Below are 18,498 nucleotides of genomic sequence, written 5' to 3'. Positions count from 1 at the left end.
GGTCCGGCGCCGGTGAACCTCACCGAACTCGGCTACGTCGCCGGCTGGCGCGCCATCCGCGCGCTGCCCCGGCCCGTCGTGGCCGCGGCGTTCCGGGCGGGCGCCGACCGCGCGCACCGTCGCGGCGGCGCGGGTACGGCCCGACTCCGCGCCAACCTGCGCCGGGTGGTCGGCCCGGACCTGCCCGAGACGGACCTGGACGAGCTGGTCCGGGCCGGCCTGCGGTCGTACGCCCGGTACTGGATGGAGGTCTTCCGGCTGCCGTCGCTGAGCCGGCGGGAGATCCTGGCCGGGTTCCGCCTCGACGGCCACGAACTGCTCGCCGCCGACGTGGCCGCCGGCCGGGGCGCGGTGGTCGCGCTGCCGCACGGCGGCAACTGGGACGCGGCCGGCGCCTGGGTGGCGGCGACCGGCTGGCCGCTGACCACGGTGGCCGAGCGGCTGCGGGGGGGCCTCTACGAGCGGTTCGCCGCCTTCCGGCAGGGGCTCGGCATGGAGATCCTGCCCACCCACGGCGGTCCCCGGCCCACCTTCGACGTGCTGGTCGACCGGATCAACGCCGGTGCGGTGGTGCCGCTGCTCGCCGACCGGGACTTCTCCGCCCGCGGGGTGGAGGTCGACTTCTTCGGGGCCCGGACGAAGATGCCGCCCGGCCCGGCGCTGCTCGCGCTGCGCACCGGGGCGCCCCTCTACGTCGCCTCGATGTGGTACGAACCGGACGCGGCGTGCGCCTCCCTGGAGGGTCCGATCCCCGTTCCCGGTGCCGAGGAGGGTCCCCTCGACCAGCGGGCGCGGGCGCTGACCCAGCGGATCGCCGACGGACTTGCGGCGGGCATCGCCCGGCATCCGGAAGACTGGCACATGTTGCAACGGATGTGGCCGGACCAGCGGGCCACGGCGGACGGCGCGGCGCAGCCGCCGCCGGCCACCGGACGGGTCTGAGGGAGAGGGCGCCAACGTGCGGATCGGCATCGTGTGCCCCTACTCCTTCGACGTACCCGGTGGCGTGCAGAACCACGTCATGGACCTGGCCGAGGCACTGATCGGGCTGGGTCACGAGGTGAGCGTGCTCGCCCCGGCCGACGAGGACTCCGCTCTCCCGCCGTACGTGGTGTCGGCCGGGCGGGCCGTCCCGCTGCCGTACAACGGGTCGGTGGCCCGGATCGCGTTCGGGCCGGTGTCCACGACGCGCGTCCGCCGCTGGATCACCCGGGGCGACTTCGACGTGCTGCACGTGCACGAGCCGCTGACGCTGAGCCTGTCGATGCTGGCCGTACTGTCCGCCCGTGGCCCGGTGGTCGCCACCTTCCACACGGCGATGACCCGCTCCCGGGTGCTCGCCGCCGCCCAGGGCGCCCTCCAGATCGTGCTGGAACGGATCACCGCCCGCATCGCGGTCAGCGCCCTGGCGCGCAAGGTGCAGGTCGAGCACATGGACGGCGGGGCGGTGGAGATCCCCAACGGGGTGGCCGTGGCCAAGTTCGTCGACGCGGAGCCGCTGCCGGGCTGGCCGGGGGAGTGCGCGCCGGGGCAGGGCGGGACGATCGGCTTCCTCGGGCGCTTCACCGAGTCCCGCAAGGGCTTCCCGGTGCTCCGGGACGCCTTCGTCGCGCTGGCGCCGGAGCGTCCCGGCCTGCGGCTGCTGGTGGCCGGCCCCGGGGACCCCGACGACCTGTTCGACCGGTTCCCGGCCCCGCTGCGCGATCGGGTGACCTTCCTGGGCCTGGTCTCGGAGCAGGAGAAGGCCCGGATGCTGCGCAGCGTGCACCTCTACGTGGCGCCGAACATCGGTGGCGAGTCGTTCGGCATGATCCTCACCGAGGCCCTCGCGGCGGGTACGACCGTCGTCGCCAGCGACCTCGACGCGTTCCGCCGGGTCCTCGACGGCGGCCGGGCGGGTCGGCTCTTCCGCACCGGTGACCCGGGCGCGCTGCGGTCCGCCCTCGTCGACCTGCTCGACGATCCGGCCCGCCGGGCGGACCTGACCGCCTGCGGGGACCAGGTCGTGGCGAATTTCGACTGGCCGGTGGTTGCCCGCCGTGTTCTGGAGGTATACGCAGCGGCGATCGAGGCCACCGACGGGCGGGTCATCGACCAGGAGTGGGCGGGACTGGGCTGACCACCGGTGCCGCTGGGACGCCGGTGGTGCCAGTGGTGCGGCGGTGACCACCGTCGGGGACCGGCCGGGGCCGGAGGAGACGGAGCAGCACTACGATGCCGGGCATGTGGTGGGTGGTGGGCGCGGCGCTGGTCGTCGCGCTGGTTTCGGCGTACCTCCTGTGGACCGCCGGCCGTGTCGACCGGCTGCAGTCCCGGGCGGAGCTGGCGGCCCGGGCGCTCGACGCCCACCTGCTGCGCCGCGCGGCCGCCGCCGCGGTCCTGGCCGAGCGACGGTACGGCGTCGAGCTGTACTCGGCCGCGCGGATCGCGCTCGACGTCGGGCCGGACGAGCGGGAGGCCGCCGAGAACGACCTCACCCGGCAGTTGCGTGCGGTTCGGCTCGACCCGACCGATCCGGACTGCGAGGCGGTCATCGCCGCCAGCCGACGGCTCGCCCTGGCCCGACAGGTGCACACCGACCTGGTCCGGGACGCCCGCACGGCGCGGAGCCGTCCACTGGTACGCCTGTTGCGGATGGGGCGCCGCCACGAGTGGCCGCGCTACTTCGACATCGACGACCCCACCCTCGTCGCCGCGGCCGACGTTCCCGCCGGCTGACCGACCACCTGCTACCGGACCGGTCCGGTCGGCCGCCCTATTTGTTGATCGACTCGATGTCGTGGACATCGGGGTGTCCACGTCCGCTGATACCCCGATGTCCATGACATCGAGTGGACCAAGGGCCGGCGCCGGGCCAGGGCAGGGGCCCGGCCAGGGCCGGGGCCGGGGCCGGGGCCGGGTGACGGTGGCCACAGTGCAGGCCACCGTGGGTGCGATTGGCTGTCGGACGGTGTGCGAACCCGCCGTAGCCTTTCCGCAGCCACCCCCCGAAGCCCGTTCGAGGAGCGATAACCCGTGTCCGAAACCACCTCCCGGAACGCCACCGCCACCCCCGTCACCGGCACCGCCCGGGTCAAGCGCGGCATGGCCGAGATGCTCAAGGGCGGCGTGATCATGGACGTGGTCAACGCCGAGCAGGCCAGGATCGCCGAGGACGCCGGCGCCGTCGCCGTGATGGCGCTCGAGCGGGTGCCCGCCGACATCCGCGCCCAGGGCGGGGTGTCCCGCATGAGCGACCCGGACATGATCGACGGCATCATCAACGCGGTCTCCATCCCGGTCATGGCCAAGGCCCGGATCGGTCACTTCGTGGAGGCGCAGATCCTCCAGTCGCTCGGCGTGGACTACGTCGACGAGTCCGAGGTGCTGACCCCGGCCGACTACGCCAACCACATCGACAAGTGGGCGTTCACCGTCCCCTTCGTCTGCGGCGCGACCAACCTCGGCGAGGCGCTGCGCCGGATCACCGAGGGCGCGGCGATGATCCGCTCCAAGGGTGAGGCCGGCACCGGTGACGTCTCCAACGCCACCACCCACATGCGGAAGATCCGCCAGGAGATCCGCCGCCTCCAGTCGCTGCCCGCCGACGAGCTGTTCGTGGCCGCCAAGGAGCTGCAGGCGCCGTACGAGCTGGTAAAGGAGATCGCCGAGACCGGCAAGCTGCCGGTGGTGCTCTTCACCGCCGGTGGCATCGCCACCCCGGCCGACGCCGCGATGATGATGCAGCTCGGCGCGGAGGGCGTGTTCGTCGGCTCCGGCATCTTCAAGGCCGGCAACCCGGCGCAGCGCGCCGCCGCGATCGTCAAGGCCACCACCTTCCACGACGACCCGGACGTGCTGGCCAAGGTCTCCCGGGGCCTCGGCGAGGCGATGGTCGGCATCAACGTCGAGGAGATCCCGCAGCCCCACCGCCTGGCCGAGCGCGGCTGGTGACGTGAAAGGAAGGGCCCCTTGTTAACGCCTCGTGCAGAGGAAGGGGCCCTTCTTAACGCTCAGGAGAGGAACGAACGTGACGGCACCCGTGATCGGTGTGCTCGCCCTCCAGGGCGACGTACGCGAACACGTCGCGGCCCTGGCCGCGGCCGGCGCGGACGCCCGCCCGGTCCGCCGTCCCGGGGAACTGGACGCGGTCGACGGGCTGGTCATCCCCGGTGGGGAGTCCACCACGATCAGCAAGCTGGCCGACATCTTCGAGATGCGCGAGCCGATCGACAAGCGGATCGCCGGCGGGATGCCGGTCTACGGCTCCTGCGCCGGCATGATCATGCTCGCGACGGAGGTCCTCGACGGCCGACCGGACCAGCGCGGCTTCGCCGGCATCGACATGACGGTGCGCCGCAACGCCTTCGGCCGGCAGGTCGACTCGTTCGAGGCGCCGGTGGAGATCGCCGGTGTCGAGGGCGAGCCCTTCCACGCGGTGTTCATCCGCGCGCCGTGGGTCGAGCGGGTCGGCGACGGCGTCGAGGTGCTCGGCACGGTGACCGAGGGGCCGGCCGACGGCCGGATCGTGGCGGTACGCCAGGGCAACCTGGTGGCCACCTCGTTCCACCCGGAGCTGACCGGCGACCGGCGGCTGCACGGGTACTTCGTGGAACTGGTCCGCACCGCAACCTGAACCGCCCCCGCGGAGGTGCGAGGCCGGCGGTGAGCGGCAGGGCCTTTCGTCCCGTCTGCCCCGTTCCGGGGTGGGCGGGGCGGGCTGTCGGCGTGCGGTGCGTGACAGTCGCCCGCTGGTCGCCGGTAGGATTGCCGAGATTCGGCAGGGCCATCTGCCCGCCACGGCTTCCACCAGAGCTGACCGGCACCACCGCGTGCGCCGGCGGGAGCGGGGCGTGCGCGGTGCGGTCGATGCAGACGGCGGGTAGCAACGGAGGTAACAGATGTCCGGCCACTCAAAGTGGGCGACGACCAAGCACAAGAAGGCGGTCATCGACGCCAAGCGCGGCAAGATGTTCGCCAAGCTGATCAAGAACGTCGAGGTCGCCGCGCGGACCGGCGGCGGTGACCCGGCCGGCAACCCGACGCTCTACGACGCCATCCAGAAGGCCAAGAAGAACTCGGTCCCGAACGACAACATCGACCGCGCGGTCAAGCGGGGCTCGGGCCTGGAGGCCGGCGGCGCCGACTGGCAGACGATCATGTACGAGGGCTACGGCCCCAACGGCGTGGCGATGCTGATCGAGTGCCTCACCGACAACCGCAACCGTGCCGCCACCGAGGTGCGCACGGCGCTGACCCGCAACGGCGGCTCGCTGGCCGACGCCGGCTCGGTGTCGTACATGTTCTCCCGCAAGGGCGTGGTGATCGTCCCCAAGGCCGGCACCAGCGAGGACGACGTCATGATGGCCGTCCTCGACGCGGGCGCCGAGGAGGTCAACGACCTCGGTGAGGCGTTCGAGGTGGTCTCCGAGCCGACCGATCTCATCCCGGTGCGCACCGCGCTCCAGGACGCCGGCATCGAGTACGAGTCGGCCGAGTCGTCGCTGATCCCGAGCGTCAACGTCCCGCTGGACGAGGAGGGCGCGCGGAAGATCTTCAAGCTGATCGACGTCCTGGAGGACTGCGACGACGTGCAGAACGTCTACGCGAACTTCGACGTCAGCGACGAGATCATGGCCGCCGTCGGCTGATCAACCGAGACTGCGACGAAGGCACCGCCCACCGGCGGTGCCTTCGTCGTGTCAGCCCCGGCGTCGCAGCAGGTCGTCGACCCGGCCGCGGGCGGCGGCCGACACGGCGGGGCGCGTCCAGCCGACGAAGCGGGTGAACAGTTCGGCCGGATCGGGCGCGGCCGGCCGGAGGCGCAGCCAGTCGACGGCGGCGTCGTGCAGCAGCGCGCACAGGTAGACCGACAGGCCCACCGGGTCGTGCGCGTACTCCACCCGCAGCGCCAGCTTCGCCGGCTGGCAGGGCCACGGCGCGGCGCAGGCCCGGCAGAGCCACACCGGCCGCACGGCGACGTGCCGCCGACGCGGCACCGCGCCGCTCACCGCAGCCGCCCCGTCGGGCGCCGTCCGTCGGTCCCCGCCGGCTCCTCCCGGGGTACGCCGACCGCCCGGCGCTCCGGCGGTTCCGCCGGCTCCCGGTGACCGGTGGGGGAGTGCCGGCGGTGCCGGGGACCGGCTGCGGCTGCCGTGCCATGGGGAACCTCCCTCGTCGTGGATGTTCACACTCTGTCGGTGCGACGACTACGGTCGGAAGGCGTCGGCGGTCCACCGGCCGACGGTGGCGTGACCAGGGGCCGGTGTGAGGGAGGTGTGATGGGCGACGTGTCCACGCTGGAGTTCCTGGGCGACGAGCTGCGCCGGGCGCGGCGGGAGCGCGGGCTCAGCCAGGAGGAGCTGGCCCAACGGATCAACTACTCGCCGTCGCTTGTGGGCATGGTGGAGATCGGCCACCGCACACCCTCGCAGGACTTCGCCGGCCGGGTCGACGCGGCGCTGGAGTCGGGCGGCTTCATCGGGGAGGTGGCGGCGTCATGGACCTGAGCCCGGCGGTCTGGCGGAAATCCACCCGTAGCGACAACGGCGGTTCCACCTGCGTCGAGGTGGCGACGAACCTGGCCGGCGTGGTCGGCGTACGCGACAGCAAGGATCGTGGCGGGCCGGTGCTGGCCTTCGGCCCGGCGGCCTGGACCGGCTTCGTGGCCGCGGCCCGGTCCGGTGTCCTGCGGCCCGGCGGCGACGGGTAGCACTGTCTGCGGGTGCGGCTCCCGACTCCCGTAGTCGGTCGCCGGACGTGCGCCGGCCCGGCACCTCCGTGGATGCCGGGCCGGAGTCGGAGCGACGCCCTAGTGGCGGGCGCGCACGGCCTTGACCACGCTGTCCGCGATGTCCCAGAGCACGATCAGGATCGTGCTGACCACGACGACGGTGGCGACGGTGGTCAGGTTGTCGCCCTCGCCCAGCCACTCGAAGCGGGCCACGACGTCGGGGTTGAGCAGCCGGTCGGTCGACATCAGCCAGATCACCGGCACCGCGAACGCCAGATTGAGCACGGCGTTCACCGCGACCAGCCGCCAGGTCCAGCGTCCGGCCCGGTACTTGGCGATCTCCAGCGCCACGCTGGCGACCAGCACGGCGATCAGGAACGGCAGCCAGAAGCCCCACAGCGCCGGGTCGAGGATCGGCAGGTTGTCGTCGCCGTCGGCGGGGACGAACGACCGGACGTGCTGGATCGGCAGGTAGACGATGAACAGCGCCAGGAAGCCGATCGCAGCGGCGGTGTCGGTCAGCGTGATCTGCCGGTCGACCGGGCCCTCCGGGAGCTGGTCGACGGTCCACGACGGCAGGTTCAACGAGGTGTTGGTCCGCTCGAGCACCGCGAAGACCAGGGTGACCCAGAAGGTGATCTGGACGGCCACCGTGAGCGCGGTCGCCACCCCCTCGCCGACGGCCCCACCGGCGTTCTCCCCGTCGGTCGCCTCCAGCAGGCCGACGATGATGCCCACCGTGGCCGGCACGAACGAGAGCAGCAGCTTCAGCAGCCGCTCCCACACCAGGTAGTAGGTCGGGCCGATGAGCTGCAACCGGCGGTCGGTGTAGCGGGCGGCGAGCTGCGCGGGGTCGCCCAGCTCGGTGAGCACCTCACGCTCGGCCGTGACGGTGTCCCGGCCGTCGGTGGAGCGGCCCTCGACCATGTCCTCGATCGAGGCGCGCAGCTCGCTGGCGATCTCGTCACGTCGCGGCGCCGGCACCGCGCGCAGGGTCGCGGCGACGTAGCGGTCGGTCAGGGAGGTCATCGGTCCACTCCTTCGATGAGGCCGGTCACGGAGGTCTGTACGGCGGACAGGTCGGCGAGGAGCCGGTCGAGCAACGAATCGCCCTCCGCGCTGGTCCGGTAGAACTTGCGCGGTCGGCTCTCCTCGGTGTTCCACTCGCTGGTCAGCAGCCCCTGGTCCTCCAGGCGGCGCAGCAGCGGGTAGAGGGTGTTGGCGTCCACCGGGAAGCCGTGGTCGGTCAGGCGTTGCAGCAGGGCGTAGCCGTAGTCGGGGCGACGCAGGGCGACGAGGCTCGCCACCACGACCGTGCCCCGTCGCAGCTCCTGGAGGTGTGTCCGAAGGATCTCGTCGCTGACCATGCGTCACACGATACTGTGCGGCACACACCATTGTCTAGCAATACATCATCGTGCCGGAACGAGATCGCGAGCGGGAGGGACGCGGGTCGACCGCGCGCCTCCCGCCCGCGCCACCTCAGCAGGACCGGCCCTGCCGGAAGGTGCGCTCCACGAAGGACGCCGGCCCGACCTGGAAGTAGCCGACGCCGGACCGGATCGGGTGACCGGTGAACAGCTCCACCCGGCTGCCGAACCGGACCAGGTACGCCGACTCGTCACCGGCGTCGTTCCAGATCAGCGAGCCGCGCGGGCCGTAGATCTCCTCCAGCTGGTCGAAGGACATCCCGACGGACGCCCCCGAGGGGGAGCGGGGCGGGACGGTCGCCGTGCCGACCTCCACCAGCCGGCCGTCCCGGAAGGCCAGCAGGATCACCCCGGCCCAGTCCCCGGTGACACCGGCGTGGACCACGCCGGTGCACCCGGGCGCGACCCAGTCGATCAGACCGGCCGCGGAGAGCCGGTCGAACCGGGCGCCGATCCGGAACGGGCCGGCGCCGCGGACGCTCAGGATCTCCGGGTGGGCGTGCTGGTCGGTGCGCGGCGCCGCAGTGATCCGGGTGGCGGCGAACTCCGACGGGGAGGCCGTGACGGCGGTGGCCCGGACGCCGGCGACGGCCGGGGAGGCGACGGTCACCGGAACGACGGCGGTGAGGGCCAGGACGCCGGTGAGGACGGTGGACGAGAGACGGTTCATGACGGGTCTCCTCGGTGTGTGGTTCTCCTGTCCTGTTGGTCTCCGGCGCAGGCGTTCTGGTTCGTCGGGTTCCCGACCGGATGCGGGCCGGTGGCGCAGCCCCGTGGGGAGTGCCGCCGCGCGGCGGGACGGTTACCGTCGAGCGGGGAAGGCCGGCCGGAACGCCGCCGATCCGGAGGTGATGCGATGACCGCACCGGCGTCGATCGGCTCCTACCGCGTGGAGCGGCTGCTCGGTGCGGGCTCGTTCGCCACCGTCTGGCTCGCGTACGACCCGGTCCTCGACGCCCGGGTGGCGATCAAGGTGCTGGCCGAGAACTGGAGCCACGATCTGCGGGTCCGGGAACGGTTCCTCGACGAGGCGCGGCTGCTGCGGCGGCTGGAGCACGAGCGGTTGATCCGGGTGCACGCGGTCGGCGAGTTGGCTGACGGTCGTCCGTACTCCGTGCTGGCCTGGGCGGACGGCGGCAGCCTGCGGGACCGGCTGGCGCACGGGCCGCTGCCGGTGGCGTCCGCCGTGGCGCTGCTCGACGAGATCGCCGCCGGGGTGGCGATGCTGCACCGGCACGGCGTGGTGCACCGCGACCTCACCCCCGGCAACATCCTCTTCCGGTCCGACCCCGAGGGCGAGCGGGTGCTCGTGGCCGACCTCGGGCTGGCCAAGGCACTCGCCGCCGCCTCCGGGCTGACCGCCCGGGCGGGGACACCCGGTTACATGGCCCCCGAGCAGGACGACCCGCTCGCGGTCGTGGACACCCGGGCGGACGTGTTCGGGCTGGGCCGGCTCGGTCTCCGGCTGCTCGGCGACACCACTCACCCGCACGGTGCGGCGGTCCGGCTGCGGGCCGGCGTACCGACGCCGGTGGCCGAGGTCCTCCGGCGGGCCACCGCCGCGCGCCCGGCAGACCGCCACCCGGACGCGGCGGCGTTCGGGGCGGCGCTGCGGCGCGCCGCGCTGCCGGCCGGGACGCATCCGCCCGCCGGGCCGGCGGGTGCGGAACGGCCGGTGCGTCGACGACGGCCGGCCACCGTCGGGGCGGGCCTGGTGGCGCTCGTCGCGCTGATCGCCGTGGCCGGTGACGCCGCCACCGGCGTCCGCACCGCACGCACCGCCACCAGCGGGCCGGTCACCGTGACGCTGCCGGCCGGGTGGCGGGCCGCCGGCACCGGCTGGGCCGGACAGTACGGCGACGACGGCCGCCTCGAACCGGCGCTGGTCATCTCGCCGGACCCGGACCGCTGGGCGGCCGACCCGAGCGTGCCGGGCGCCTTCGTCGGCCTCTCCGCCCGTACGGCCCGGCGTGCCACCCCCGAGGCGTTCCTCGCCGAACGCCCCCACGCCGACTGCGTCGCCGCGCCGGTGCGGCGTACCCGGCAGGACGACGTCGACTGGGTGGTGGCCCGGTTCTCCTGCCCGGCCGGGCGACCGGTGATCGTCGAGGCGGTCGGGCGCGCGGCCGGCCCCGCCGGCCTGCTCTACGTGCAGGTCGTGCCCCCGCCGGGCGGCGACGACGAGTTCGTCGACGGGCTGCTCGCCGGGGTGCGGGCCCGCTAGCCGGGTGTCACACCACCACCACGGTGATCGGGTACGCGGTGCCGTTCTGCGGGATCGTCACGACCACGGTGCCCACGCGGACGAAACGGATGTCCACCACCCCGGCCTCGTAGCTGCGGGACACCAGGTCCTCGCGGTCCACGGTGACCTCGCCCGGCCCGATGCCCCGGATGCGCAGCACCCCACCGGTGGCGAAACACAGCGACCGCACCAGCGCCAGTTCGGTCTCGGCGAGAACCAGGTCGTAGCGGACCGCACCGAGACAGGCGTCCGGCAGCGTGGTCGGGGACGGTGGTGGCGTACTCCTGCGGGGCGTCCGGATGGGAGCGCCCGACGCGGGCGGCCGGCGCGTCGTCGCGGTCGTCGTCGCCGCCGTGGGCGGGGCCGGCGACGGCGGGGTCGGGGCGGTGACCGTCGCCGACCCGCCGGGCGTGGCGGTGGACGGCGCGGGTGGCTGGACCGGCAGCGGCGCGACGGGGGCGTCGCCGCAGGCCGCGACCCCGGCCAGCAGGGCGAGGAGGGAGATGGCGGCGGCCGACCGGGGGGTCGCCCGCCTCCGCTCAGCCATCGGACATCCGCTGCCGGACCTGCTGGCGGGCCTGGTGGATCCGGGACTTCACGGTCCCCTCGGGCACGCCGACCACGGCGGCGATCTCGCGGTAGTCGAGGCCGAGCACGTCGCGCAGGGTGACCACCTCGGCCAGGTCGGGCCGGACCGCGTCGAGCGCGTCGAGCAGGTCGAGCCGGGTGCCGGCGACCACGCTGGTGCGCCGGGGGTCGGGCACCTCCGGCAGCGGCACGCCGGCGGCCTCCACCAGCCAGCGCCGGCGCAGCACCCGGTAGGTGGACCGGGCGCGGTTCGCGGTGAGCCGGTAGAGCCAGGTGTGGAACGACGACCGGCCCTCGAACCGGGTGATGCCCACCGCCAGTGCGAGCAGCGCGTCCTGGCAGGCCTCCTCGGCGTCCTCGCGGTGCGGCAGCAGGCGGGCGCAGAGCCGCAGCACCTCCGGCCGCACCACGGCCAGCAGCGCGTCGAGTGCGGCGGCGTCGCCGTGGGAGGCGGAACGGGCCAGCTCGTCGGTGCCGTCCGGAAGGGGCATCAGGTCGTCCCATGCTCGCCGGTGTTCCCTGGCTCCAGGCTACGGTCGCCGACGCCCCGCCGCGGCGGGCGAGTCCGGCAGCCGACTGCCGACCGCCGGCGCCGCGCGCCGGGCGGAGGAGATCCACACCACCCGTCGCGGGTCCTCCGCGCGGCTGCTGGAGGCGCCGCCGAGGGCGGGGATAGGGTAGGCCGACCGACCTCGACCATCCCATGATCCGACCCGGGGGGGCCACCGCATGGGCGATTCGTTCGCGCATCTGCACGTGCACACGGAGTACTCGATGCTCGACGGTGCGGCCCGCCTCAAGGACCTCTTCGCCGAGGTCAAGCGGCAGGGGATGCCGGCGGTGGCGATGACCGACCACGGCAACATGCACGGCGCGAACGACTTCTACAAGCAGGCCATGGCCGCCGGGGTCACCCCGATCCTCGGCATCGAGGCGTACGTGGCGCCGGAGTCGCGGTTCCACAAGTCTCGGGTGCGCTGGGGCCGGCCGGAGCAGAAGAGCGACGACGTCTCCGGCAGCGGCGGTTACACCCACAAGACGATCTGGGCGCGCAACAAGACCGGCCTGCACAACCTGTTCACGCTCACCTCCAAGGCGTACACCGACGGCTTCTTCGTCAAGTGGCCCCGGATGGACACCGAGCTGCTCGCGGAGTACTCCGACGGCCTGATGGCCACCACCGGCTGCCCGTCCGGCGAGGTGCAGACCCGGCTGCGGCTGGGCCAGGACGCGCAGGCCCGGGAGGCCGCGGCGAAGTACCAGGAGATCTTCGGCCGGGAGAACTACTTCCTGGAGCTGATGGACCACGGCCTCGACATCGAGAAGCGGGTCCGCGACGGGCTGCTGGAGATCGGCCGCAAGCTCGGCATCCCGCCGGTGGTCACCAACGATTCGCACTACACGCACGAGGCGCAGTCCGAGTCGCACGACGTGCTGCTGTGCGTGCAGACCGGCAGCAACGTCGCCGACCCCAACCGGTTCCGGTTCGGCGGCAGCGGCTACTACATCAAGTCCGCCGACGAGATGCGCGCCGTCGACGGCTCGGACGTCTGGCTGGAGGGCTGCCGCAACACCCTGCTGGTCGCCGAGCGGGTCGACCCGACCGGGATGTTCGAGTTCCACAACCTGATGCCGCGCTTCCCGGTGCCCGACGGGGAGACCGAGGAGTCCTGGTTCCGCAAGGAGACCTTCAAGGGCCTCGCCCGGCGGTTCCCCGGGGGCATCCCCGAGGGCCACGTCGTCCAGGCCGAGTACGAGCTGGGCGTCATCATCCAGATGGGCTTCCCGTCGTACTTCCTCGTGGTCGCCGACTTCATCCAGTGGGCGAAGAACCAGGGCATCGCGGTGGGTCCGGGCCGTGGCTCGGCCGCCGGCTCCCTCGTCGCGTACGCGCTGGGCATCACCGACCTGGACCCGATCCCGCACGGGCTGATCTTCGAGCGGTTCCTCAACCCCGAGCGGGTCTCCATGCCCGACGTCGACATCGACTTCGACGAGCGTCGGCGCGGCGAGGTCATCAAGTACGTGACCGACAAGTGGGGCGAGGACAAGGTTGCCCAGATCGCGACGTTCGGCACGATCAAGGCGAAGGCCGCGATCAAGGACTCGGCCCGGGTCCTCGGCTACCCGTACGCGGTCGGCGACCGGATCACCAAGGCCATGCCTCCGGCCGTGATGGGCAAGGACATCCCGCTCACCGGCATCTTCGATCCCCAGCACCCCCGGTACGCCGAGGCCGGTGAGATCCGTGGCCTGTACGAGTCCGACCCCGACGTGCGCAAGGTGATCGACACCGCGAAGGGCATCGAGGGGTTGATCCGGCAGACCGGCGTGCACGCCGCCGGCGTCATCATGTCCGCCGAGCCGATCATCGAGCACATCCCGCTGATGCGCCGCGACTCCGACGGCGTGATCATCACCCAGTTCGACTACCCGACGTGCGAGTCGCTCGGGCTGCTGAAGATGGACTTCCTCGGCCTCCGCAACCTGACGATCATCGACGACGCGGTCAAGAACATCAAGCTCAACCACGGCAAGGACCTCGACCTGCTGGGGCTGTCGCTGGACGACAAGGCGGCGTACGACCTGTTGGCCCGCGGTGACACGCTCGGCGTGTTCCAGCTCGACGGCGGGCCGATGCGCTCGCTGCTGCGGCTGATGAAGCCGGACAACTTCGAGGACATCTCGGCGGTCCTGGCCCTGTACCGGCCCGGCCCGATGGGCGTGGACTCGCACACCAACTACGCGCTGCGCAAGAACGGCCTCCAGGAGATCACCCCGATCCACCCGGAGCTGGAGGAGCCGCTGCGGGAGATCCTGGCCCCCACCCACGGCCTGATCGTCTATCAGGAGCAGGTGCAGCGCGCCGCGCAGATCCTCGCCGGCTACACCCTCGGCCAGGCGGACCTGCTGCGCCGGGCGATGGGCAAGAAGAAGAAGGAGATCCTCGACAAGGAGTTCATCCCGTTCCGGGACGGCTGCCGCGAGCGCGGCTACTCCGACGAGGCGATCCAGGCGGTGTGGGACGTCCTGGTGCCGTTCGCCGGGTACGCCTTCAACAAGGCGCACTCGGCCGCGTACGGGCTCGTGTCGTACTGGACCGCGTACCTGAAGGCGCACTACCCGGCCGAGTACATGGCGGCGCTGCTCACCTCCGTCGGCGACGACAAGGACAAGATGGCGCTCTACCTGTCGGAGTGCCGGCGGATGGGCATCCAGGTGCTGCCGCCGGACGTGAACATCTCCGCCGGGCCGTTCACCCCGGTGGGCCGGGAGATCCGCTTCGGCCTGGGCGCGATCCGCAACGTCGGCGCGAACGTGGTCGCCGCCATCATGCGGTGCCGCGAGGAGAAGGGCGGCTACACCGACTTCTACGACTTCCTGTCCAAGGTGGACGCGGTCGTCTGCAACAAGAAGACCATCGAATCGCTGATCAAGGCCGGGGCGTTCGACTCGCTCCAGCACAGCCGCAAGGGCCTGCTCACCGTGCACGCCGACGCCATCGACGCGTACGCCGACGTCAAGCGCAAGGAGGCCGTCGGTCAGTACGACCTCTTCGGTGCCGGCTTCGGCGAGGCGGACACCGGCGGCAGCACCACCGTCATGCCGGTGATCGGCGAGGGGGAGTGGGACAAGCGCGACAAGCTCGCCTTCGAACGGGAGATGCTCGGCCTCTACGTCTCCGACCACCCGCTGTTCGGCCTGGAGCACGTGCTCGGCGCGGCCGCCGACTGCACCATCGCCGCGCTCTCCGAGGAGGGGACCGTCCCGGACGGGGCGGTGGTCACCCTCGCCGGCATCCTCTCCGGCGTGCAGCGCCGGGTCACCAAGCAGGGCCGGGCCTGGGCGTCGGCCACCCTGGAGGACCTGGCCGGTGGGGTGGAGACGCTGTTCTTCCCCAACACCTACGAGGTCATCGGGCAGTACATCGCCGAGGACGCCATCGTGGTGGTCAAGGGGCGGGTCGACCGGCGCGACGACACCCCGCGCATCATGGCGATGGACATGTCGATGCCGGACGTCAGCAGCAACCCGGGCACCAAGCCGATCACGTTGACCATCCCGGTGCACCGCTGCACGCCGCCGCTGGTGGAACGCCTCAAGGAGACCCTGGTGCTGCACCCCGGTGACACCGAGGTGCACGTCAAGCTGCTCAACGGCGGCAAGGTGACCACGCTGCGGCTCGGCCCGTTCCGGGTGGCCGCCACCACGGCACTGATGGGCGACCTGAAGAGCGTCCTCGGCCCCGCCAACGTGACCTGACCGCGGCCACGGCCCGGGGTGGTTCCGGCGCGCCCGTTGCGCATAGTGACGACGAGGTGCAGAAGGTCGACGGCGCTGTCGAGCTGACTCGTCGACGACATCAGCCCGACAGTCCTCAGCGGCACCCAAGGCTGCCGGGCCGCGAGTGCGGGATTGGCTGTGCCGGCCATCGGGCCGGCGCGGTTAGCGTCGGCGGCGTGGACATTGAGCAGGCACAGACGTTGTGGCAGCCCGAGCCCGGCTGGTTGAACACCGCCTCGTACGGGCTGCCGCCGGAACCGGCGTGGACGGCGTTGCAGGCGGCACTCGCCGACTGGCGGGTCGGGCGTACGTCCTGGGAGAGCTGGGACGGGGCGACCCAGCGGTCCCGGGCGGCATTCGCCCGGCTGATCGGGGTACCGGTCGCCGACGTGACGATCGGTGCGACCGCCTCGCAGTTGCTCGCCCCGGTCGCCGCCGCCCTGCCGGCCGGCGCCACGGTGGTGGTGCCCGAGGTCGAGTTCACCTCCAACCTGTTTCCGTGGCTGGCCCAGGAGCCGCGCGGCGTGCACGTCCGTACCGTTCCGTTGGACAAGCTGGCGGACTCGGTCGACGCCGACACGGACCTGGTCGCGTTCAGCCTCGTGCAGTCGTCCGACGGCACCGTCGCCGCGTACGAGGAGATCGTCGCGGCGGCCCGGGCCCACGGCGCTCTCGTGGCGGTGGATGCCACCCAGGCCTGCGGCTGGCTGCCCTTCGACGGGACACGGGCCGACGTGGTCGTGGTCGGGGCGTACAAGTGGTTGATGGCGCCGCGCGGCGCCTCGTTCGCCTACCTGGCCCCGGCGCTGCGCGACCGGCTGCGCCCGGACGCCGCCAACTGGTACGCGGGCGTGGACCCGCACACCTCCTACTACGGCCCGCCGCTGCGGCTGGCCGAGGACGCCCGGCGGTTCGACATCTCGCCGGCCTGGTTCAGTTACGTGGGCGCGGCCCCCGCCCTGGAACTGGTCGCCGAGATCGGGCTGTCGGCCATCCACGCCCACGACGTCGCGCTGGCCAACCGGTTCCTGGTCGGGCTGGGCCGGCCACCGGGGGACAGCGCGATCGTCACGGTGGAGGTGCCCGGTGCGCAGGAGCGGCTGGAACGGGCCGGGGTGCGGGCGGCGGTCCGCGCGGGTCGGGTCCGGGCCTCGTTCCACGTCTACTCCACCGAGGCCGACGTCGACCTGGCGCTCGACGCGCTGACCTCCTGAGTCCGGGGCGCCCCGTCCGCCCTCGCGCTGCGCTGGTGGACATCCCGCCGCAGGCAATCCCACCCGGGGCGCATCCGGGACGCACCCTTCCGGCGAACCCCCTGGTAGTGATTGTCTACCCGGGGGTACGTCTGGTGTTGACAGAAGGGGCTCCGGCCGACGCCGTCGAGATCGTGCGCAAACGTCTCTCGCTCGCCGCGGAGGACCTGGACGGCGACCGGGTCGCCGCGCTGATCGCCGACTTCGCCGGGCAGTGGGGCGTGCCCGCGCTGTGGGAGCGGGTCTGCGTCCCGATGCTCGCCGGCCTGTCCGGCCACACCGCCACCGAGATCGCCGTCGAACACGCGCTCTCCGAGGGCGTACGGGTGGGCCTCGACGTGCACCTGCGCGAGCCGGTCCGACCACTGCCCGCCGACGGTGTGCTGCTCGCCGGTGCCGAGCACGAGACACACTGCCTCGGCCTGCACGCCCTCGCCGCCGCGCTGCGGGAGCGCGGCCGGGGCAGTCTGCTGCTCGGGCCGGCCCTGCCCTGGGTGGCGCTGGCCAGCGCCGTACGCCGCGCGCGCCCGCACACCGTCGTGGTCTGGTCGCAGACGCCGGTCACCGGCCGCGCGTACCGGCTGGTGCGGTTCGCCCGGGACTTCCCGTCGGTGCGGGTGTACGGCGCGGGGCCCGGTTGGATCGAGCCGCTGATCGCTCCGGCGACCCACCTGGGGAGCCTCCCCGGCGCCGTCACGACGTGCCTGACCTCAGCCCGTCGCTGAGACGCCGCTGGCCGGCACCCGGTGTTCGGGTGCCGGCCAGCGGCTTGGTTCCCCCTTGGAGGAAGGTCTGTGATTGTCAGCTGTTCCAGTGCTCGGCCACCAGGTCGGCGGCCTGCTGCTCCCACTGGGCGTAGTGGAAGGGGTAGGCGGAGACCTGGACGGTCTGGGCGGCCTTGGTCAGCGGCATGTCCTGCCAGCCGTCGACCTGCTTGAGGCCCTTCAGGAACGCCATCGTGGAGTACTCCGGGTCGGTGATCTGCTCGACCGTGCCCCAACCCGAGCTGGGGCGCTGCTGGAACAGGCCCTGCGAGTCGTGGTCGTTGCGCTCACCCAGGTGACCCAGGTTCTCCAGCTTCGACTCCTGCAACGCGGTGGCGATCGCCACCACGGCGGCGCGCTGGTCCATGTCGGCCTTTTTCGTCGCGGCGATGATGGCCTTGACGTTGGCGGTCTGCTCGTCGTTCAGGTCGATGCGGGACTGCTTGCCCTGCACACCGTGCGGAATCAGCGTGCTGCGGTCGGCCTTGTCGGCCTTGTTGTCGGCCTGGACCGCGACGGTGACCGGGGTGGTCTCCACGGTCGGGGTGGCGGTGGCGGGGCCGGCGTAGATGCCACCGGCGAAGGCCAGCCCAGCGATACCGAGAACGCTCTTACGCAGGATCGTGTTCATCACGAAGCTCCTTCGGGGGTCAGCACCACCACGCCGAGGGGGATCGGCGACACAAGGGGTGCGCGGCACCATCAGGCGCTGGAAAGACTTTCGGGGGATCGGCACAACCGAGCAGGGGGGTGCTCGTCTGCGGTGCCGGAGGGTGTAACGACCGGCCGGCCACCATCATTCCGGGGCTACGACCCGCGCCGGGGGCGGCGCGTCCTGCTCGATCGTCCACCTGATGTAACGATGTAACGACCCCCGGGCGGCCACGATTCCGCCACCGGGATGCCCCCGGTCACACCCCGAAACCGGACATCGTGTCCACTCCCGGACGCCGCGCCCAGGTCACCGGGGCCGAGATCCACTCCGTGTCGGCGACATCGGGTCATCCCGCCCACCCGGACACCCCGATGTCACCGACATCGAGTCGATCAATCAGCGACCCGGACAGGGCGGCGATCCGGACAGGCGGCGCAGGTCTGGCCGGAGGCTGCGTGACCGCCACCACATTAGATACGGATCGGTTCCGTATCGTTAATAGGCAGTCTACGCTCGGCCCGAGATAACGAGTCTGAGTCGTATCGAAATGGGAGCCGGGGCGTCGAC

General features: G+C 72.4%; 19 protein-coding genes. 12 read left to right on the top strand and 7 right to left on the bottom strand.

What is annotated here, in order from left to right; genetic code table 11:
* The first annotated feature begins 12 nt into the window (after positions 1-12).
* The 6 genes from ACTMSW_RS27260 to ACTMSW_RS27235 all read left to right on the top strand — a co-directional run bounded on the left by ACTMSW_RS27260 (position 13) and on the right by ACTMSW_RS27235 (position 5,630).
* Entirely contained in the window at positions 13-942 is a 930-nt protein-coding gene (locus ACTMSW_RS27260) for a phosphatidylinositol mannoside acyltransferase (protein ID WP_441183551.1), read from the top strand.
* A gap of 16 nt (positions 943-958) precedes the next feature.
* Positions 959-2,119: a glycosyltransferase family 4 protein gene (locus ACTMSW_RS27255; RefSeq protein ID WP_441183550.1), complete on the top strand. Its 1,161-nt coding sequence runs from the start codon at positions 959-961 to the stop codon at positions 2,117-2,119.
* A gap of 95 nt (positions 2,120-2,214) precedes the next feature.
* Positions 2,215-2,718 carry a hypothetical protein gene (locus ACTMSW_RS27250; RefSeq protein ID WP_441183549.1) on the top strand — a complete coding sequence of 168 codons (504 nt, stop codon included), beginning with the start codon at positions 2,215-2,217 and terminating at the stop codon, positions 2,716-2,718.
* Positions 2,719-3,015: 297 nt separating this feature from the next.
* Positions 3,016-3,933 carry a pyridoxal 5'-phosphate synthase lyase subunit PdxS gene (pdxS, locus tag ACTMSW_RS27245; protein WP_441183548.1) on the top strand — a complete coding sequence of 306 codons (918 nt, stop codon included), beginning with the start codon at positions 3,016-3,018 and terminating at the stop codon, positions 3,931-3,933.
* 76 nt (positions 3,934-4,009) lie between these two features.
* Entirely contained in the window at positions 4,010-4,615 is a 606-nt protein-coding gene (gene pdxT / locus ACTMSW_RS27240; RefSeq protein ID WP_441183547.1) for a pyridoxal 5'-phosphate synthase glutaminase subunit PdxT, read from the top strand.
* Positions 4,616-4,880: 265 nt separating this feature from the next.
* A complete protein-coding gene (locus tag ACTMSW_RS27235; RefSeq protein WP_441183546.1) occupies positions 4,881-5,630 on the top strand; it encodes a YebC/PmpR family DNA-binding transcriptional regulator in 750 nt (249 codons plus the stop codon).
* A gap of 51 nt (positions 5,631-5,681) precedes the next feature.
* Here ACTMSW_RS27235 and ACTMSW_RS27230 read toward each other — a convergent pair whose 3' ends face one another.
* The gene (locus ACTMSW_RS27230) at positions 5,682-5,990 is read right to left on the bottom strand and encodes a hypothetical protein (RefSeq protein WP_441183545.1); all 309 of its coding nucleotides are present in this window, start codon (positions 5,988-5,990) and stop codon (positions 5,682-5,684) included.
* A 270-nt stretch (positions 5,991-6,260) separates the two neighbouring features.
* Here ACTMSW_RS27230 and ACTMSW_RS27225 point away from each other — a divergent pair, with 270 nt between their 5' ends.
* Both ACTMSW_RS27225 and ACTMSW_RS27220 read left to right on the top strand, forming a co-directional pair.
* Complete coding sequence (locus ACTMSW_RS27225; protein ID WP_441183544.1) at positions 6,261-6,488, top strand: helix-turn-helix domain-containing protein; 228 nt, start codon at positions 6,261-6,263, stop codon at positions 6,486-6,488.
* Entirely contained in the window at positions 6,479-6,691 is a 213-nt protein-coding gene (locus tag ACTMSW_RS27220) for a DUF397 domain-containing protein (protein WP_441183543.1), read from the top strand. The genes ACTMSW_RS27225 and ACTMSW_RS27220 overlap by 10 nt, the downstream gene beginning before the upstream one ends.
* Positions 6,692-6,790: 99 nt before the next feature.
* Here the strand turns inward: ACTMSW_RS27220 and ACTMSW_RS27215 are convergent, their stop codons facing one another.
* The 3 genes from ACTMSW_RS27215 to ACTMSW_RS27205 form a co-directional block, all read right to left on the bottom strand.
* Positions 6,791-7,741, bottom strand: a complete 951-nt coding sequence (locus tag ACTMSW_RS27215) for an HAAS signaling domain-containing protein (RefSeq protein ID WP_441183542.1) — start codon at positions 7,739-7,741, stop codon at positions 6,791-6,793.
* Entirely contained in the window at positions 7,738-8,079 is a 342-nt protein-coding gene (locus tag ACTMSW_RS27210; protein WP_441183541.1) for a PadR family transcriptional regulator, read from the bottom strand. The genes ACTMSW_RS27215 and ACTMSW_RS27210 overlap by 4 nt, the downstream gene beginning before the upstream one ends.
* Positions 8,080-8,194: 115 nt before the next feature.
* The gene (locus tag ACTMSW_RS27205; protein ID WP_441183540.1) at positions 8,195-8,812 is read right to left on the bottom strand and encodes a hypothetical protein; all 618 of its coding nucleotides are present in this window, start codon (positions 8,810-8,812) and stop codon (positions 8,195-8,197) included.
* A gap of 186 nt (positions 8,813-8,998) precedes the next feature.
* Between ACTMSW_RS27205 and ACTMSW_RS27200 the strand changes: the two genes are divergently transcribed.
* Positions 8,999-10,366 carry a serine/threonine-protein kinase gene (locus tag ACTMSW_RS27200; RefSeq protein WP_441183539.1) on the top strand — a complete coding sequence of 456 codons (1,368 nt, stop codon included), beginning with the start codon at positions 8,999-9,001 and terminating at the stop codon, positions 10,364-10,366.
* A 7-nt stretch (positions 10,367-10,373) separates the two neighbouring features.
* Here the strand turns inward: ACTMSW_RS27200 and ACTMSW_RS27195 are convergent, their stop codons facing one another.
* Together ACTMSW_RS27195 and ACTMSW_RS27190 are read right to left on the bottom strand one after the other, a co-directional pair.
* Entirely contained in the window at positions 10,374-10,934 is a 561-nt protein-coding gene (locus ACTMSW_RS27195) for a hypothetical protein (RefSeq protein ID WP_441183538.1), read from the bottom strand.
* Positions 10,927-11,466, bottom strand: a complete 540-nt coding sequence (locus ACTMSW_RS27190) for an RNA polymerase sigma factor (protein ID WP_441183537.1) — start codon at positions 11,464-11,466, stop codon at positions 10,927-10,929. Before ACTMSW_RS27190 ends, ACTMSW_RS27195 begins: the two co-directional genes overlap by 8 nt.
* A gap of 238 nt (positions 11,467-11,704) precedes the next feature.
* Between ACTMSW_RS27190 and dnaE the strand changes: the two genes are divergently transcribed.
* The 3 genes from dnaE to ACTMSW_RS27175 all read left to right on the top strand — a co-directional run bounded on the left by dnaE (position 11,705) and on the right by ACTMSW_RS27175 (position 17,237).
* Positions 11,705-15,238 (top strand): DNA polymerase III subunit alpha, encoded by a 3,534-nt coding sequence (gene dnaE, locus ACTMSW_RS27185; RefSeq protein WP_441183536.1) that lies wholly within the window; start codon positions 11,705-11,707, stop codon positions 15,236-15,238.
* A 197-nt stretch (positions 15,239-15,435) separates the two neighbouring features.
* Complete coding sequence (locus ACTMSW_RS27180; RefSeq protein ID WP_441183535.1) at positions 15,436-16,473, top strand: aminotransferase class V-fold PLP-dependent enzyme; 1,038 nt, start codon at positions 15,436-15,438, stop codon at positions 16,471-16,473.
* 134 nt (positions 16,474-16,607) lie between these two features.
* On the top strand, positions 16,608-17,237 hold the full coding sequence (locus ACTMSW_RS27175) for a transcriptional regulator (protein ID WP_441183534.1): 630 nt from the start codon (positions 16,608-16,610) through the stop codon (positions 17,235-17,237).
* A gap of 76 nt (positions 17,238-17,313) precedes the next feature.
* On the opposite strand, the gene ACTMSW_RS27170 is transcribed toward ACTMSW_RS27175, so the two are convergent.
* Complete coding sequence (locus ACTMSW_RS27170) at positions 17,314-17,907, bottom strand: hypothetical protein (RefSeq protein WP_441183532.1); 594 nt, start codon at positions 17,905-17,907, stop codon at positions 17,314-17,316.
* Between the last annotated feature and the right edge of the window lie 591 nt (positions 17,908-18,498).

The organism is Micromonospora sp. BQ11 (assembly GCF_052068135.1).
Lineage (GTDB): Bacteria > Actinomycetota > Actinomycetes > Mycobacteriales > Micromonosporaceae > Micromonospora.
Note: the sequence above shows the minus strand (reverse complement) of the source record. Positions and strands in the feature narration are given on the sequence as shown.